At 47.3% G+C, this 17,145-nt stretch carries 22 protein-coding genes and 1 other annotated feature; all 22 genes read right to left on the bottom strand.

Annotated features, from left to right (window positions below):
* Positions 1-64: 64 nt before the first annotated feature.
* Positions 65-799 carry an amino acid ABC transporter ATP-binding protein gene (locus NOG13_RS03700; protein WP_283110931.1) on the bottom strand — a complete coding sequence of 245 codons (735 nt, stop codon included), beginning with the start codon at positions 797-799 and terminating at the stop codon, positions 65-67.
* Complete coding sequence (locus NOG13_RS03705) at positions 786-1,490, bottom strand: amino acid ABC transporter permease (protein WP_346347670.1); 705 nt, start codon at positions 1,488-1,490, stop codon at positions 786-788. The genes NOG13_RS03700 and NOG13_RS03705 overlap by 14 nt, the downstream gene beginning before the upstream one ends.
* A gap of 112 nt (positions 1,491-1,602) precedes the next feature.
* Positions 1,603-2,370: a basic amino acid ABC transporter substrate-binding protein gene (locus tag NOG13_RS03710; RefSeq protein ID WP_283110933.1), complete on the bottom strand. Its 768-nt coding sequence runs from the start codon at positions 2,368-2,370 to the stop codon at positions 1,603-1,605.
* Between the two features lie 102 nt (positions 2,371-2,472).
* Positions 2,473-3,294, bottom strand: coding sequence for an RluA family pseudouridine synthase (locus NOG13_RS03715; RefSeq protein ID WP_346347671.1), 822 nt, complete (start codon positions 3,292-3,294; stop codon positions 2,473-2,475).
* Between the two features lie 63 nt (positions 3,295-3,357).
* Complete coding sequence (locus tag NOG13_RS03720; protein WP_135661204.1) at positions 3,358-4,545, bottom strand: IS256 family transposase; 1,188 nt, start codon at positions 4,543-4,545, stop codon at positions 3,358-3,360.
* Between the two features lie 232 nt (positions 4,546-4,777).
* Positions 4,778-5,848 (bottom strand): branched-chain amino acid aminotransferase, encoded by a 1,071-nt coding sequence (locus NOG13_RS03725; protein WP_283110934.1) that lies wholly within the window; start codon positions 5,846-5,848, stop codon positions 4,778-4,780.
* A gap of 468 nt (positions 5,849-6,316) precedes the next feature.
* Positions 6,317-7,237: a YitT family protein gene (locus NOG13_RS03730; RefSeq protein ID WP_283110935.1), complete on the bottom strand. Its 921-nt coding sequence runs from the start codon at positions 7,235-7,237 to the stop codon at positions 6,317-6,319.
* An 18-nt stretch (positions 7,238-7,255) separates the two neighbouring features.
* Positions 7,256-7,678, bottom strand: a complete 423-nt coding sequence (locus tag NOG13_RS03735) for a Mini-ribonuclease 3 (RefSeq protein ID WP_283110936.1) — start codon at positions 7,676-7,678, stop codon at positions 7,256-7,258.
* A gap of 11 nt (positions 7,679-7,689) precedes the next feature.
* The gene (gene obgE, locus NOG13_RS03740; RefSeq protein ID WP_283110937.1) at positions 7,690-8,961 is read right to left on the bottom strand and encodes a GTPase ObgE; all 1,272 of its coding nucleotides are present in this window, start codon (positions 8,959-8,961) and stop codon (positions 7,690-7,692) included.
* 118 nt (positions 8,962-9,079) lie between these two features.
* Complete coding sequence (rpmA, locus tag NOG13_RS03745; RefSeq protein ID WP_283110938.1) at positions 9,080-9,361, bottom strand: 50S ribosomal protein L27; 282 nt, start codon at positions 9,359-9,361, stop codon at positions 9,080-9,082.
* 4 nt (positions 9,362-9,365) lie between these two features.
* A complete protein-coding gene (locus NOG13_RS03750; RefSeq protein ID WP_283110939.1) occupies positions 9,366-9,683 on the bottom strand; it encodes a ribosomal-processing cysteine protease Prp in 318 nt (105 codons plus the stop codon).
* A gap of 3 nt (positions 9,684-9,686) precedes the next feature.
* Positions 9,687-9,995: a 50S ribosomal protein L21 gene (rplU, locus tag NOG13_RS03755; RefSeq protein ID WP_283111147.1), complete on the bottom strand. Its 309-nt coding sequence runs from the start codon at positions 9,993-9,995 to the stop codon at positions 9,687-9,689.
* A 12-nt stretch (positions 9,996-10,007) separates the two neighbouring features.
* Positions 10,008-10,082 (bottom strand) — a sequence feature (ribosomal protein L21 leader region).
* 33 nt (positions 10,083-10,115) lie between these two features.
* On the bottom strand, positions 10,116-11,003 hold the full coding sequence (locus NOG13_RS03760) for a polyprenyl synthetase family protein (RefSeq protein ID WP_283110940.1): 888 nt from the start codon (positions 11,001-11,003) through the stop codon (positions 10,116-10,118).
* Entirely contained in the window at positions 10,990-11,202 is a 213-nt protein-coding gene (xseB, locus tag NOG13_RS03765) for an exodeoxyribonuclease VII small subunit (protein ID WP_283110941.1), read from the bottom strand. Before xseB ends, NOG13_RS03760 begins: the two co-directional genes overlap by 14 nt.
* Positions 11,195-12,421, bottom strand: a complete 1,227-nt coding sequence (gene xseA, locus NOG13_RS03770; RefSeq protein ID WP_283110942.1) for an exodeoxyribonuclease VII large subunit — start codon at positions 12,419-12,421, stop codon at positions 11,195-11,197. Before xseA ends, xseB begins: the two co-directional genes overlap by 8 nt.
* On the bottom strand, positions 12,418-13,350 hold the full coding sequence (locus NOG13_RS03775; RefSeq protein WP_283110943.1) for a Kae1-like domain-containing protein: 933 nt from the start codon (positions 13,348-13,350) through the stop codon (positions 12,418-12,420). Before NOG13_RS03775 ends, xseA begins: the two co-directional genes overlap by 4 nt.
* Entirely contained in the window at positions 13,343-13,750 is a 408-nt protein-coding gene (gene nusB, locus NOG13_RS03780) for a transcription antitermination factor NusB (protein ID WP_283110944.1), read from the bottom strand. The genes NOG13_RS03775 and nusB overlap by 8 nt, the downstream gene beginning before the upstream one ends.
* 121 nt (positions 13,751-13,871) lie before the next feature.
* Positions 13,872-14,483, bottom strand: a complete 612-nt coding sequence (locus NOG13_RS03785; protein ID WP_283110945.1) for a SpoIIIAH-like family protein — start codon at positions 14,481-14,483, stop codon at positions 13,872-13,874.
* Between the two features lie 22 nt (positions 14,484-14,505).
* The gene (locus tag NOG13_RS03790; RefSeq protein ID WP_283110946.1) at positions 14,506-15,111 is read right to left on the bottom strand and encodes a stage III sporulation protein AG; all 606 of its coding nucleotides are present in this window, start codon (positions 15,109-15,111) and stop codon (positions 14,506-14,508) included.
* Positions 15,101-15,583, bottom strand: a complete 483-nt coding sequence (locus NOG13_RS03795; protein WP_283110947.1) for a stage III sporulation protein AF — start codon at positions 15,581-15,583, stop codon at positions 15,101-15,103. The genes NOG13_RS03790 and NOG13_RS03795 overlap by 11 nt, the downstream gene beginning before the upstream one ends.
* Positions 15,580-16,737, bottom strand: a complete 1,158-nt coding sequence (locus tag NOG13_RS03800) for a stage III sporulation protein AE (RefSeq protein ID WP_283110948.1) — start codon at positions 16,735-16,737, stop codon at positions 15,580-15,582. Before NOG13_RS03800 ends, NOG13_RS03795 begins: the two co-directional genes overlap by 4 nt.
* An 18-nt stretch (positions 16,738-16,755) precedes the next feature.
* Complete coding sequence (locus tag NOG13_RS03805; protein WP_283110949.1) at positions 16,756-17,145, bottom strand: SpoIIIAC/SpoIIIAD family protein; 390 nt, start codon at positions 17,143-17,145, stop codon at positions 16,756-16,758.

The raw sequence follows: 17,145 nt of genomic DNA on the forward strand, positions 1-17,145 counted from the left end.
AAAATAAAAAAATAGAAGGATACAGATAACCGTATCCTTCATACTATCACATTTCTTTTTAGGATTAAAGTACCTTTGCCAAAAAGTCCTGCAGACGTGGACTTTTGGGATGATTGAAAAATTCTTCCGGAGGAGCTTCTTCTACAATCTGTCCGTCATCCATAAAAAGGACACGCGTTGCAACTTCGCGGGCGAAGGCCATTTCGTGAGTAACCACTACCATTGTCATTCCCTCGTTGGCAAGCTCCTTCATAACAGCGAGCACTTCACCGACCATCTCAGGGTCGAGAGCACTGGTAGGCTCATCAAACAGCATAACATCCGGTTCCATCGCAAGAGAACGCACAATTGCGATACGCTGCTTCTGGCCGCCAGAAAGCTGTCCCGGGTAGGAATCTGCTTTCTCCTCAAGGCCAATACGCTTCAGCAACTCAATAGCCTGTGCGTCAGCCTCTTCTTTTGTTTTCAAACCTAAAGTTACAGGAGCAAGCGTAATGTTCTGTCTTACTGTTAAATGCGGAAACAAGTTGAAATGCTGGAATACCATGCCGATTTTCTGACGCAATTTATCAATGTCACAATCAGGAGAATTGATCTGTTTGCCTTCAAACCAGATTTCCCCTTCCGTTGGTTTTTCAAGAAGATTCAGGCAGCGCAGAAAGGTGCTTTTTCCGGAACCGGAAGGCCCAATGACAACCACTTTTTCTCCCTGCTGAATTTCCTGATTGATTCCCTTCAAGACATCAACATCACCATTCAGCGTATGAAAACTTTTGTGAAGATTTTTAACGGTAATCACTTCTGCGCAGCCTCCTTTCAAATTTGGTAAGCAGAGCACTTAGACCAACAACGATGACGAGATAAATCGCCGCTGTTGAAAGCAGCGGTGTAAAAGCCTGGTATGTGATACTGCGGATAATATCGCCGCCTTTTGTGAGGTCCTGAATACCGATGTATCCGGCTACGGAGGTCTCTTTTAGGAGTGCGATGAATTCATTGCCAATTGCCGGAAGAACATTCTTTAGAGCCTGCGGGAAGATGATTTTTACCATCGTGGTGCGTTGGCTAAGACCCAGTGAGCGTCCGGCTTCCATTTGTCCGCGGTCGACCGACATGATACCGCTGCGGATAATTTCAGCAACGTATGCGCCGGAATTGATGCCGAATGCTAAAATTGCAGTTGTAATCTCGTTGACGGCCGTCCCGTTCAGGATGATATAATACATAATCATCAGCTGAACAACGACAGGAGTTCCGCGGATTACGGTTAGATACAGCGAGCAGATTCCGTTCAAAATACGCAATTTCGATGGGTCATTGCTGTGTGCTACCTTGACAAGTGAAACAAGAGTACCGAGAATTACGCCGAGGATAACAGCAAAAATAGTGATTATCAGCGTGTTCCCGAGGCCGTCTAAAATATACTGGTAACGGCCCTGTTCTACAAAACTTTGGTGTAGTTGATCGGTAAGTTCAGAAAAGAAAGACATCGGCAAAGCGGCCATTAACGAATGCATTAAAACCCTCCCTGTTAACTGTTAAAAGCAGGAAGCGGAAAAGCTTCCTGCTTTCCTTTACCTGTGGGCTGCCCGAAAAGTTTCCTTAGCTATTTTCTAATGCAGCTTTATTTTCCTCAATGAGTTTATCCAGTTCTCCACTGGACTTCATTTCTGCCAGAACACTGTTAATCGTGTTGAGCAGATCTGTATTGCCTTTCTTGACGGCAATTGCGTAATGTTCGACAGTGAGAGCGTCATCGAGTTTAACGATCTTGTCGGAGTTATTCTCAACAAATTTCTGTGCCGGGAAATCGTCAATAACAACCGCGTCGAGTCTTCCAGCAATCAGGTCCGAAATGGCATCGCTGCCTTTGTTGTAACGCTTTACGGTTTTCACGTGAATATCCGACGTTTTCTCCTCGTCAGTGCAGTACGTATCACCCGTTGTTCCCTGCTGCACACCGACCGTCTTACCGTTCAGATCTGTACGGCTCTTGATGGAGCTGTTTTTCAAAACAATAATCGACTGTGTTGCATCGAAATATGTGTCGGAGAAATCCATGTTCTTTTTCCGGTCCTCCGTGACGGTCATACCTGCTGCAACAAAATCGCATTTGCCGGAAGAAAGCTCATTGGGCAAAGAATCGAATTCAACGTCACGAATTTCGAGTTCCTTACCGACTTTTGCAGCAATTTTCTTCGCAATCTCAACATCAATTCCGACGATTTCTTTTCCAGAATAATACTCAAACGGCTGGAACTGCGCATTCGTTGACATGACTATTTTGTTACCTTTTTTGGAACATGCGGCAAACGGAACGAGCATTGCCGCCGCGAGGCAAATGGCTGCGACTTTTTTAAGATTTTTCATATTATTTCCCTCTTCCAAATCATTCTCTGTTTTGTATGTCTGTATTATATCGCATAAATATACATTATGCAAGAGTAAAATTGAATTTATATTCAACTATTTTCAAATTTTTATGCATGAAAGCATATCCTCGGGAAGCTGCGAGCAAAAGCGCATCGCTTTGCCTGTAATTGGATGGCGAAAACGAATTTCCCCGCAATGCAGAGCCTGCCGGTATATTTTATCCATGCTCCCGCCGTACATATCATCGCCTGCAAGCGGATGTCCAATGGAAGAAAAGTGTACCCGTATTTGGTGGGTCCTTCCTGTTTTTAATCTTACCGCAATAAGGGTGCAACCATTCAGCGACTGAATCGCACGCCAGCGCGTAACAGCGGAAATCCCGTTAGGCATAACGGCGCGTTGTATAGCATGCCCCGGCATGCGGTCAATTGGCCGGTCAATGACTCCGCTTCCGTTAAGAACCCCTTCAATGATAGCAAAGTAAGTTTTGCGGATATTGCCGGCAAGCTTTTCAGCCGCAAAGGGATTCTTTGCAATCAACACTAAGCCAGTTGTATCTCGATCGAGCCGATAGACCGGGCGAAATGCGTATTTTTCTCCCATTGCCAATTGATGAAACGCCACGGCATTTGCCAAACTGTCGGAGTCGTGGCCTGGGCATGGGTACATTGGCATGAAAGCGGGTTTCTCTACAATCAGAAGGTCGTCATCTTCAAATACTACTGAAATTGGATGAGGAACCGGTTCCGGAATCTTTTCATCGTCAGGGAAACGCAACTGAATACAATCTCCTGCATGCAGCAGTTCCGGAGCCGTTATTTTTATTCCGTTTCTTGTAATGCCATTCTGTTCTCTTTTCAGTTTGGCAGTTTGGCGGACTGAGAGGCCGACATAGTTTCTGAGAAAACTTTTCAGAGTTATACCATCGTATTGATCTGGGCTATGTCAAGAGAAGTTCGCAATTTGGGGACTCCACGAAATGAATTAAGCTGCGCTTAGCAGAAGTGTCTGAATCGATTTGGGATTCAAATATGCTCTGGAAACGGACCAGTCTTCAGCGTATTCCATGAGATATGTTGTAACCAACCGCAGATAGGAATCTTTGTTTGGGAATATCCCGACGACGTTGGTTCTGCGCCGGATTTCCTTGTTCAGCCGTTCCAGCATATTGGTCGATGAGATTTTACGGGCATCAAGCTCGGGGAATGCATAGAAAGCCAGTGAGTCCTCCAGCCCGTCTTCCAGAAGCTCGATTGCTTTGGGAAACCGCTTCCCATATTGCTCCGACAACTGTTTTGCGCGCTGTCGCGCTAATTGGACGGAAGGCGCCAGCCAGATTTCTTTCAGTTGGACCGCAAAGGATTCTTTTTCTTTCTGCGGTATATGGGCCAGAATATTTCGCATGAAATGCACTTTGCAGCGTTGCCAGGATGCGCCGGGAAAACTTTCTCGGATGGCGGCAATCAGCCCTTTGTTCGCATCGGAAACCACCAGCAGCGGTGTTTTCAAGCCGCGATCCAAAAGACTTTGAAACAACTGGGAATAGCTCTCTTTGGATTCGTCCAGCATCGGCTCCACGGCGAGAATGTCCCTGTGCCCTTGCTCGTTGACGCCGCAGACAACCATCACCGCCATGCTGACGACACGGCCATCCATACGGACTTTTTCGTACAGGGCATCCGTCCAAATGACAGGATAACGAGTATCCGTCAGAGAACGGTTGCGAAATTCCTGTACCTGTTCATTGAGCCCTTTTGTCATCTCACTGACCTGACTGCGGGAGAGGTTCTCTATCCCCAGACTGTGAGCCAACTTTTCCATCTTCCGTGTGGACACGCCCTGCACGAATGCCTCCTGAATAACCTGTACCAGCGCCGCCTCGCTGCGTTTGCGTTCAGTGACAAAGAACGGGATATATCCATGGCTGCGCAGCTTTGGCACCATGAGATACATCGTCCCTACGCGAGTATCCAGCCTCCGGGGACGATATCCGCAGCGGTAGTCACTTCGAGACGGATTGTGCGCATTCTTTTCCGCCCCCACAAGGCCGGAAACCTCCGCCTCCATCAGTTGAGCGCAGAGCCATTCCAGCATACTGAGCATCGGGTCGGGCTCCGCCATACATTTCAGTAGCAATTCCGTAAGATCTGTGTTATTCTTTCCTTGAGTCATTGGGACCAACTCCTTTTTGAATGTCTTGACACCATTCATTTTAAAGGAGTCCCAATGGCTTTTCTATACCTTCTCGAAATTGCGAACTTTATTGTACTCTATCTTGATCTGGGACAACGAATTTAATTTCGCGCATACTTAAATTATATCTCCATAGTTGATGCATTGTTTAAGACTTCATAAAACAAACGCCGCTCTGCATTGCAGAGCGGCGCAACACATTCTACAGGAATCAGCAGACTTTTGTAGTCCAGCCCATATCATCCGGCAGAAGGCCCCACTGAATGCCTGTAAGAGTATCATAAAGCCTCTGAGTAACTTCGCCGATCTTACCGTTATTGATGACAGCAACTTCATCTTCATAGCGAAGTTCGCCGACCGGTGAAATGACAGCAGCGGTTCCGGTTCCGAAAACTTCTTCCAGTTTTCCTTCTCTGGCAGCTTTCATGACATCGGTAATTGCCAGACGTTCTTCCGAGACTTTATAGCCCCATTTTTTCAGGAGTTCAATGCAAGACATACGGGTAATGCCTGGAAGTACGGTGCCGACCGTTGGCGCTGTGTAAATCGTTCCGTCAATTTTGAAGAAGCAGTTCATAGAACCAACTTCCTCAACGTATTTGCGCTCTACGCCGTCGAGCCAGAGAGTCTGGCTATAACCCAAGGATTCGGCAATTTCCTGTGAAATCAAGGATGCAGCGTAGTTGCCGCCGCACTTAATGTATCCGGTTCCGCCGGGTGCTGCGCGTACATATTTATCTTCGACATAAATCTTGACCGGATTCAATCCGGTGGGATAGTATGCCGCAACCGGACAGCAAATTATGATGAAATAATATGTATTGGAAGCTTTCACGCCAAGGTGCGGTTCCGTTGCGATGCAAAACGGACGAATGTAAAGCGATTCGCCCGGCTGGGAGGGGACCCAGTCTTTTTCCACTTTTACAAGAGCCTTGACAGCTGTAACAAAGTCTTCTTCCGGAACAGGGGGCATGCACATGCGCTCATGTGTCGATCTGAATCGAGCAGCATTCTTTTCCGGACGGAACAGTTGAATGGTACCGTCCTTGGTACGATAAGCCTTCATGCCTTCAAACGATTCCTGCGCATAATGCAGAACGATTGCCGCCGGGTCAAGCTGCAGCGGTGCATACGGTACGATTCGAGGATCGTGCCACCCTTTGCCTTCGGTGTAATCCATCATAAACATGTGGTCGGTAAAGATGGTACCGAACGGCAGCGGATCTCCCGGTGCAGGTTTCTTTTTCGGCGTTTTTGTTAATTCATACCTGATCTCCTGCATTTTTTGAATGCCCTTCTTTCAAAATATTAAATCACAAATTTATTGTTTATAGTTATATCATCTTTTCTGTGCTTTTTCAAGCTTTAACTAATTATTATTGTGTAGTGTTAAAGAATCTCAATGGATGCCGCAAGATGGATTTATATTACTAATATCATCAACCGTTCAAAACCCGCATACTGCATAATATTTACTTTCCGGTCAAACAATAACGTGCAAAGGGGGTGAACGAATTTGGAGAAACAGAACAACTGCAACAATAAAAAAGACGATTTTTCCAATCGGAACTGTCAGACAACGAAGGACAACTGCAACCGTTCTAAGGCACAGGATAACACATCTTCTAACAACACGTCTTCTAATAACACATGCAGAACAGAAAATTGCGACTAATAATACGACTAATAATATAAGAAAAAGAAGCGGTTTCGTGGAGGACACGAAGCCGTTTCTTGCATTTTGACTATACTATTGCTTTTTTATGATTTTGCTAAGCCCGGAAGACTTTTCTTCTTTCGGAGGACGGAATCCTTCGCCCGTGATGTCTCCCGCATCACCGACAATAATGAACGCGTTTTTGTCGATGGAATGGACAATATCTTTCACTTTTGCCACTTCAAAGCGTCTTACCGCGCAAAGAAGGACTTCCCCTTCCCTGCCGGAATACGCTCCGCGCGACTGTAGCATCGTAGCGCCTCGTTCCATACTGCTGAGAATTTCTTGAGCGATTTCTTCATTCTTCGGCGAAATAATAAACAGCACTTTGCCGGTGCCGATGTCAGTACCGTAGAGAATCGTGTCGATGATTTTTGAACTGACAAAAATCGTGATGATTGCGTACATCGCATTATCAATGCTGTTGTACACAAAAGCGGAGACGATCACGACAACCCCGTCGACGATCATCATAAGACGCCCGACGGACATAAAGCGCACATGACGCCCCAAAAGGCGTGCGATTAAATCGGTTCCACCGGTCGTTGCACTCCGCATGAAAACAAGGCCGAGCGCAATCCCTTGCAAAACGCCGCCGAATATTGCGGCAAGCAGAACGTTTGATTCATAAGGCTGAACAAAAGCAACTAAAATATCAATTGCAGCAGAGGATAGCACAGTCGCAATCAGACTTCTGAAAACGCCCTCAAAACTAAGTTCGACAAATGCCCAAATAAAAATTGGCACGTTCAGAATCAGCGACGTTGAGCCGATTGGCCATTGTGTAAGGTAATTTATTACCGTACTGGCGCCGGAAACGCCGCCCGGAGCAATATTATTCGGCGCTGTAAAAATATCAATGGATAACGCAAGCAAAACACTGCCGGCAACATATGCGAAAATATCTTTCAAATAATCCGCTAATTTATTTTTGAAGTTTTGAATTGGCGGCATGGAACCACCCCTTCTAAGTCAGGTACCCTTATCATTCTCCGTCTTGTGCTGAAAAGTCTGTATTGTTTCAAAAAGATATGTTAGACGATCAATTTTTCCGCAAAGATAAAGATAGCCAAACAGTGCTTCCAAAGCTGTTGCCTCGTGGTAATCTGTCTGATCGGCATTTTGCGGCACATGCCCTGGATGGGCATTCTTGCCGCGCTGGTAAACCGCAGCTTCTTCTTCCGTAAGTTCCGGTAAAATCGCCTTTCCTGCCGCGGCCTGTGCTTTGCAGCACACATCACGAACGGAAAGACGGTGAAGCTGTGAAACCGGCCGGCTGCCTTGGCATACGATTTTTTCCCGCACGAGAACTTCAAACACAGCATCTCCGAGAAATGCCAGCGTCAACGGGCTCAGTTGCTTCGGGTCACATGAATCTTGCAAAAAACGTTCCATTCCCCGCCATCTTACTCCATAAATTCAAATTCAAACCCATACAGGTTGACGGTGTTTCCCTCCTGTATGCCGGCTTGACGCAGTTTTTCAATGACTCCCGTTTTTTCCAATACACTTTCAAAATAGCGCAGAGAGTCTTCGTCTTCATAGTTGATGGTCCGCATAACCTGAAGCAGCCAATCCCCTTCTACGGTAAAGACGTCTCCTTTACGGGTTATGGTTACTTCCTTCTTTTCGCTGGACGGCACCAGTTGCTCCGGTGTCACTTCGGGCTCATAAACTTTTACAGGAGGAAGTTTTGCTAGCAGTGCACCGATGCGGTTCAGCAGAGGATCGACCTGATAGCGGATTGCCGCCATAATCGGGAAGAATTCATAGCCTTGCTTCTCCACAAAGGCTTTGAATTCGGCAATTGCTTCATCCGTTGCCAAATCGCATTTATTGCCCACGACAAGCATGGGGCGCTTTGCAAGTTCCGGATTGAACTTTTCCAGTTCGGCATTGATAATCTTGAAATCCTCTTTCGGGTCGCGGCCTTCACTGCCTGAAACGTCTACCATATGCACAAGAAGACGGCAGCGTTCTACATGACGCAAAAATTCATGTCCCAGCCCAGCGCCCTCATTTGCTCCTTCAATCAGTCCGGGAATGTCTGCGATGACAAATGAACGCTCATCGTTCAGGCGAACAACGCCGAGTACCGGAGTCAGAGTTGTAAAATGGTAATTGGCGATCTGTGGTTTGGCTTCGCTTACAACCGAGACGAAGGTTGATTTTCCAACATTCGGGAAACCAACAAGACCCACATCCGCCAGAAGCTTCAGTTCGAGGTAAAGTTCTAATTTTTCACCCGGGGCGCCCGGTTTTGAAAAACGCGGTGTTTGGCGGGTCGAGGTAGCAAAATGTGCATTTCCCCAGCCGCCGCGGCCGCCTCTGGCAATAATTTTCGGCTCATCCGTAGATAGATCGGCAATCAGTCGGCCAGTTGCGGCGTCCTTTACCAATGTACCGCGCGGAACCCGAATAATGAGATCAGCACCGTTTTTTCCGTTGCAACGATTACCGCGCCCGTTTTCTCCCGGTTCCGCAGAAAATTTTCGCTTATAACGAAAATCGGATAGCGTGGAAAGGTTATCATCAACCTGAAAAACAACATTTCCTCCGCGGCCGCCGTCTCCGCCGTCCGGTCCTCCGGATGCAATGTATTTCTCACGGTGGAACGCAACTGCGCCGTCACCACCGCGCCCTGCAGAAACAGTGATTTTGGCACTATCAATGAACATATAAGTGCTCCTTATTCATCCTTTGTTTGGTACTGTTCTCTCTATATTCTGCGTGATAACACGAAAAAAATCCCGGGCGAAAATACCCGGGATTTTCCTTCTGTTTTCGCCGTAGAGCTTACTGCTCAGCGTAAACGCTGACCTTCTTGCGGTCTTTGCCGAAATGCTCAAATTTCACTCTTCCGTCAATAAGCGCAAAAAGGGAGTCGTCAGAGCCTCTGCCCACATTTGCACCCGGATGGATGTGTGTTCCGCGCTGTTTCACGATAATGTTGCCAGCAAGAACAAACTGTCCGTCGGCGCGTTTCACACCAAGACGCTTCGATTCTGAATCACGGCCGTTCTTAGTGGAACCCATTCCTTTTTTATGAGCAAAAAGCTGAAGATTGATTTTCAGCATGATGTTACACCTCCGTGTCAGTTAATGTAATATTCTCAGGGTACTGCTCCTTTAAGGACATCATGTGCAAACGAAATCCTCTGAGAAGCCCACCGCATGCTGCGGCGTCTTTTTCAGAAACCATCAGGAACATTCGGCCTTCTTCAACAGAAACCTCAGCTTTAGCACCGATGATGTCTGTCACGGTGTTGGCCGTCATGTAAGCAGCGGAAGAAACCGCCGCACATAAAATATCTGTTCCGGCTTCCGAGATTCCGGCATGTCCGCTGATGCAGAACCCTGCCGGTAAACCTTTCCGCACAAAAAATTCGGCGCGGATCATTGCTTAAGCGTTAATGGACTCAATCTGAACTTGAGTGTACGGCTGTCTGTGACCCATTTTACGCTTTTCGTTTTTCTTAGGCTTGTAAGTAAAAACAGTAATTTTGCGAGATTTACCGTTTTTCAGCACTTTACCTGTTACGGTAGCACCGTCTACATACGGAGTGCCAACCTTCATGCCATCGTCAGTATTCAGAGCAAGAACTTTGAATTCAACGGTGGAATCCTTTTCAGCTGCAAGCTTTTCCACAAAGATGACATCATCTTTCTGAACCTTGTACTGCTTGCCGCCAGTTTCAATAACTGCAAACATCAATAAGGCCCTGCCTTTTCTTAGACTCGCTATTGTCGGGCGGGCATAAAACCACTTAAGCCCGCAATAAGCGGCTTGATTATAGTACCATATTCCGTCAAACTTGTCAACATGGAAATCTTATCGGTCGCGGCGCGCGAGTTCCATGGCAAGTGTGCGCAAATAAGACGTATCGCCGTTGAATGCATCAAGAGTGCGAACGGCGTCTTCCGTCAGTTGCGAGACTGCTTTTTGCGCTTTTTCCATCCCCAAAAGAGAAACGTATGTGCTTTTTTCTTTTTCCTTGTCGCTCCCGATCGGTTTGCCAAGAGTTTCTGCGTTTCCCTTGACGTCAAGGATATCATCAACAATCTGAAAAGCGAAGCCAACTGCGGCTGCATACTCATCTGCAGCACGAATCAGATTGCTTTCGGCGCCTGCCAATATACAGCCCATTTTCGCAGCAGCACGAATCAGCGCGCCGGTTTTACATTCATCCATTTTCTGAAGCGTTTCTATGGAAATTTGCTTTCCTTCGCTCATCAGGTCAATTGCCTGCCCGCCTGCCATTCCGTAGGCACCTGCAGCGAAGGCCAATGCCCCTGCAGCGTTTGCTGCTTTCTCTGCTCCGACAAGCCGGATACTCTCAGAAGAAAGCATAACTTCAAACGCCCTTGTCAACAAAGCATCGCCGGCGAGAAGAGCTTGTGCCTCTCCGAATACGACGTGGTTAGAAGGCTTTCCGCGCCGCATATCATCGTTATCCATGCATGGGAGGTCGTCATGAATCAGGGAATATGTGTGAATCATTTCAACCGCACAAGCAAACGGGAGCGCAGCCTCCTGGTCTCCCCCGCACAGGCCGCAGAATTCTAAGACAAGAATCGGCCGAATTCTTTTCCCGCCGGCCAGCAAGCTGTACCGCATGGCGCGGAAGAGCTCCGACTGCATCAGAGTAGTCTCGGGAACATATCTGGCGAGGGCTTCCTCGACCGCAGAAATGTAATCGGCACGGTCAATCCTGCCCATCAGCCTGTTCCCCCTTCTCTGTTATTGTTTTGATTTTCTGCTCCGCTGCGGAAAGCTTATGGTAGCAAAAAGCAGCAAGCTCAGAACCTTCTTCAAAAAGCTTCATGGATTCCTCAAGCGGCGTATCGCCTTTTTCCAGTAAATCTACAATTTCACTGAGTCTTTTCAAGGCTGTTTCAAATGTCATTTTCTTATTCATTTTCGCCCTCAGCTTCCTTTTCATCGACGGTGCAGTGTAAGGTTCCGTCCGAAAAACGTACTGCTATCTTATCATGGACGGAAATCTTTTCCGCACTCGTCACAATCTTTCCTTCCTCATTAAAGACTTCCGCGTAGCCTCTTGAAAGAACAGAAAGCGGGCTCAGCGCATTCAGTTTTCCGCATAAGGCTGAGACGCGTTCCTTCTCATGTTCGATATTCCGCTGGGCGGATTCCGTCATTTGACCGAAAAGACGGTCAACTTCCAACTTTTTCAGTTCAACGCTTTCAAGCGGGTTCTTCAGAAAGCGGTTCTGGGAAAGCACGGATAGTTCCGCCTTTGCATTTGCTACTTTATCCGATGCTGCACGAATCAAATTCATTCTCAGCGTCTCAACGCTTGCCATCAGCTCTGTGGAATCCGGTACGGCGAGCTCTGCCGCTGCAGAAGGGGTCGGCGCCCGAAGGTCGGCTGCAAAATCACAGATGGTAAAATCTGTTTCATGGCCGACGGCGGAAATGACCGGAATCTCGGATTCCGCAACAGCACGCGCGACGATTTCCTCGTTAAACGGCCACAAGTCCTCCAAGGACCCTCCGCCCCGGCCAACAATGATAACATCGGCGCATTTTAACCGATTGATTTGCCGAATCGCTGCCACAATCTGCGGTGCAGCAGTATCCCCTTGCACCTGTACCGGACAGAAGATTACTTCCGCAAGCGGATATCGCCTTGCGAGAATGGTCATAATGTCATGTACCGCAGCCCCAGTCGGGGATGTAACTACTCCGATACGCTCCGGAAAACGAGGAATCGGCTTTTTGCGAGAGGAGTCAAACAGCCCTTCTTTTTCCAGCTTTGCTTTTAACTGTGCAAAGGCGAGACTCAAGGCCCCTAATCCATCAGGCTGCATATCCTCAACATACAACTGATATTGCCCGGAAACCTCATAGATTCCAACTCTACCTCGTACAAGTACCTTCATACCATCTTCCGGGCTGAATTTTAACCGGGAAGCGCTTCTGGAAAACATTACGGCATGTATCGCACATCGGTCATCTTTGAGGGTAAAATACAAATGCCCCGAGCGATAATTGCACGTAAAATTGGAAATTTCCCCAGTAACAAAAACGTGCGAAAGGATTTCGTCATCTTCAAACTTAAATTTGAGGTAAGTGTTCAGCTGGGTGACAGTCAGCACTTCCGGTTGCGTAATCACGGGTAAATTCCCTCCTTCAGCGCAGCAAGAACCGCAATTCCCGCAGCATTATCGGCGGAAAAGACAGGTTCTGCAAACCATGCGCCGAACTTCTGCGACAGTTTTTCACGCAAAATGGAATTGCTCATAACACCGCCTGCGAAAACAATCGGCAGTTCGCCGTATTGGTGAAGGAGCGCTTCCGCCATAGCGTCAAGTGCCGCATAAATCGACTGAAGACAAAATGCTGCAATTTCTTCTTTTGGAGTACCCTTTTCCAGCATGGAACGGCACTGGTTTTCCACGCCGGAAAGCGAACAGTTGCACCCTTTCATCGAAGCGCGTACGGAATAGGACTTTTGTGCCTTTAGAGCCAGTTTTTCCAATTCCGGCCCGGCCGGGAAAGGAAGGCCGAGCATTACGCCGACGCGGTCAACAGCTTGGCCAGCTTTCAAATCCAATGACTCGGCAACAATCTGTGTTGAAAAGATATTTTCCTTGTCAGGCTGGCAAAGAATTGCTTCTGTGGTTCCTCCGGAAACATGGAATGCGAGAAAACGCTCGGAGAGCAAACCGATTTTCCCTGCGGAATATAGGGCGGCGGCAATATGTCCCTGCTGGTGTGAAAAAAAGTGAAACGGCACTTTCAGCGAAAGTGCCGCTGTTTTTGCCGCAGCGACACCAACAAGGAAGCACGGCATATAGGAACCGTCCATACTTCTGGGACGGTTGGAGACTCCTACAGCCGCAATCGTGGAGTCACTGAACGAAAGAGCTTCTAAAACCTCAGGCAGCTGCTGCACATGGTGAAAAACTGCGTCACTTTGGCGCAGGCCTTTTTCCCCTTTTTTTACGGGAAGCAGGCGTTTACTCTGCTGGATTAAGCCATCGTGAAGCAAAGCGGCGGAAGTTGTGTAGTTGCTGGTATCGAGTCCGAGAACATCAGGCATTTTTGTTCCCGGCCTCCTTTGCCGCAGAACCGAGGACACCATTCACAAACGGCGCATCTTCTGCCCCGCCGTATTTCTTGGCGAGTTTTACCGCCTCATTGATGGAAACGCTCACCGGAATATCTTCTTCATATTTCATTTCATAGATGGCAAGACGAAGAATCGCCAGAGATACACGTGACAGTCGGTTCATCGTCCACCCGCGGATATATTTGCTGATTACTTCATCCAGTTCTGCCTCGTGATCTTCTACACCTTGAGCGAGCTTTTCCGCGAATTCTTCAATGTGGATACTGTGCGAAGTCTCAGAGACGTCGATAATATTCTCGATGGTATCGTGGCTGAAACTGCGTTCAAATGTGAGGATAAAGGCCTGTTCACGGGATTTTGTACGATTCATAACATCCTCCGATATCTTTCATAAAAAGAACCCTCCATGGGTGTGTGGAGGGTTCCAGAAAAAGCTGTAAAATTTTCAAACTTCCACATGAATATTATACCACATTTCCCGGCTTTGACAACTATGTACGTTCAATAATATGGATTTTATCAAAGGAGAGACCGGTCTGGGAAGCAACGATATCCTGAATTACGATTGCGTCGTTCTGGGAATTTTCCTTTGTTTTCACAATGACACTGCATTGATCTTCCCCTAACGTGACGATGCAATCCGAATAGCCCTTTGCTTTGATGAGCGTTTCAATGTTTGCCTGCTTTAAAAGATTTTCCGTCATTTTTGCCGCTTTATCTACCGCTTCCTTATGAGCTGCATCACTCTTTGAGGTATCTTCCAGAATCTTTGCAAAGGTTTCTTTTGCTTCGTCCTGAGCCTTCTGCCGAGACAGAGCAGCCTGCGTAAAGAAGTCATCCGTTGAAGTGTTGGCTTCCGTTTGTTTTGCCGCCGAGCTAGAAGCAGCTGACTGACTCTTTGCAGAAGAAGCAGAACTCTTTGCGGAAGGTGCACTGCCGTTTACCATCAGCGTCTGACCTAACTGCCGGCCGGTATTTGAAGCCACGGCCTGCGTTGCTTTGAGCGATGCGCTATTGCCTGAAAGTACTACATTCAGATATACGGCTGCACCCAATGCAACTACTAGTGCCGCAAGCACGAGCTGCCGTTTGCCCATAGCCATAAAATGATTCCCCCTGATTTTATTATTTTGCCTTAATCACGCAAACATGCACAGAAGTTATGTTCAGAGCCGTAGTTACGGCAGTTGTAATATTCTTTTGAACTTTCAGATCATCACCGCCGTCACAGACGACGACGACACCTTTAACAAGCGGCTGAATTTCCGTAACCTTCACAACTTTTTCAGCACCGTTCTCATCTTTGATGACCAAATATTTCTCTTCTTTGCTGTTGCTTTTTTCCTTCGTACCGCTTCCGCTTTCTGCGCTATCGCCTTTTTCTTGGTCATCCGTTTTAACTTCTGTTGCATATACATCTTTAGTTGTCTGCTCAAGAGTTACCATGACGCGCACTTTTCCGGCGCCGTCAATTTGCGAGATAATGTTTGTAAGCTTATCTTCCAACAATTTTTCGTAGCTTTCTGCGGATATAGCATTGACCGCAGAGCTCGATGATGAAAGTGCTGCGGAAGTCTGTGTGCTGCAACCTTTGAGGCTGCCGGAGAGTGCAATCAGGAAAATTCCAAGAATTCCTCCCCCAACAGCAATTTTGCGGTATGTATCGTTTTCGGCAAGACGCTGAAATGCACTTTTTTTCTTCTGCTCTTTTGAATTTGCCTCAGCTGCCATCCGCAACGACCTCCATTTGCAGTCCTAACTCTTTTGCAAGATAATCCTGAGCTGTTTTTGTTTTCGCAACGTCCTGTTTTGAAAGTGTAACAATTACTTTAGTAATTGATATGCGGCCGTCCTCTTTTGTATCCATAATAACAGAAACATTTTTGCATTTAATCTTTATCCGCGCAAGCTCAGCTGTTACAAGATTTTGGATGCTTTCTTGGGTCGCCTGCTTGAGCTGATCGTTGACGGTTGATTGCAGTTGTGTGTTCTGCGATGCTTTCCAGTCACCTCCACTATTGATGCTCATGCGAATCTGCGGTGCGAATTTCGATAACGGAGAAATCATGACGCAGATGATAAACGCGCCTACGACGAATTTTCCCATACGTTCCATGGAGCCTGCCGGAAGAATACTCTGAGCGAGAGAAGCGGTCAGCGCAGCTAGGCATATTACCATTGTCCATTGTTGAATCTCTTTCATGCCAAGCCTCCGATCAAAATCATGACCACGGTAGATATAATCAGCACCGTCATGCAGCAGAAAAGGATGGCAAGCATGGTAGAAACAACATCTGCAGACGCCTTGAGAAGACCGGTGATACCGTCCAATTCAAACATCTGGCTGATACCTGACGACAGCAGTAACGTCAAGTACCAAAGAATACATTCGGCTAAGACAGGCAGAAAGATAGCGAGCCCTGCAAGCAGCCCAAATGCGCCAACGCCGGATTTGAGCATTTTCACGCAGCTTGTAACCGTGTTCAACGCTTCCCCAAGCGCGTTGCCGACAACCGGAACGAAACTGCCAACGATGAATTTTGCCGCGCGCACCGCTGTGTTGTCCTGAGAAGCGGCAATCAGGGAGTGCATGGTTACAAGTCCGGTAAACAAAGTCATTCCAAGGCCCATAATCCATTTCACGATTTTATTCAGAACGTCACAGAGTCCACTCAGGTTGATTGCCGGTGAAACGGAGGAAACAACGGAAAGGGCAAGAAAAAGATTCAGCATTGGCACAAGAATCGTTGTTGCGAAAACGGAGACAAGGTTGCCCACGGCCATCATTAACAAATGATATGACCCGGCAGAAACCGATTGCCCAGCAGCGACCAATATCGCTACCATGACGGGAACACAGGCTAAAAGAAAGTCCGATGCAGCTTTCAAGACATCGGAAGCGTCGGAAATGCAAGAAACAATTGGCTGCACAATGAGTGCACAGACGCAAAGGGTTCCGACCATTCCGATTACTCCGCCCATTGGCTTTTCTCCGAACGATAATTTTAGACCGTTCAACAAAGCGCAGAGTAAAACAATCGCAATTACCGAAGCCATAACCCGAAGAGGGTTTACCGCTTTTCCGGAGAAAATGGACAAAATCTTCTGAAAGTAATTCTGCGGTGTTATAGACGTAATCGAAGTCCAGTCTGCTGAGTCAACGCCCAACTCTCGCAAAATTTTCTGTGTATCCTCAGGAAGTTTTTCTTGTAACTCATCTGCTCCGCTTTTCTTTGCTTGCTCCTGATAATATTTGCTGTAATCCGGCGATGAAGATGAGCTTTCGGCAAATGCCGGTATTTGAAAAAGCAAACAAGCCAGCATCGCCAGAACCATGCAAAACACTTTTTTCCCCATTCTTTTCACGTCCCTTTCCTATGCACCGGCAAGTTTTGCTGCGGTTTGGACAATATCTTCAAATAACGGAAGTGCAAGAATGATAATTGCAATTTTTCCCGCCAATTCAACGTTTGAGGCCAAAGCGTTTTCTCCCGCATCACGGCAGGCGTCCGCGGCAAACTGAGCAAGAAAACAGATTCCGAGCGTTTTCAGAAGGATGACCGTGTAACTCGCGGAAAGACCGGCAGCGGAAAGCAGCTTTCCGATTTGGCTGACTGCGGGCTGAACGCCGGAAAATATCGCAAAAAGGATTACAACACCCGCAGCAATGCTTATGAGTACGGCATATTCCTGATGGTACCGGCGCAGCATCGCTGCTACGACAGCAGCGAGAACGGCAATTCCCGCAATTCCGATAATATCCAT

Source organism: Thermocaproicibacter melissae (assembly GCF_024498295.1).
GTDB classification, from domain to species: domain Bacteria; phylum Bacillota; class Clostridia; order Oscillospirales; family Acutalibacteraceae; genus Thermocaproicibacter; species Thermocaproicibacter melissae.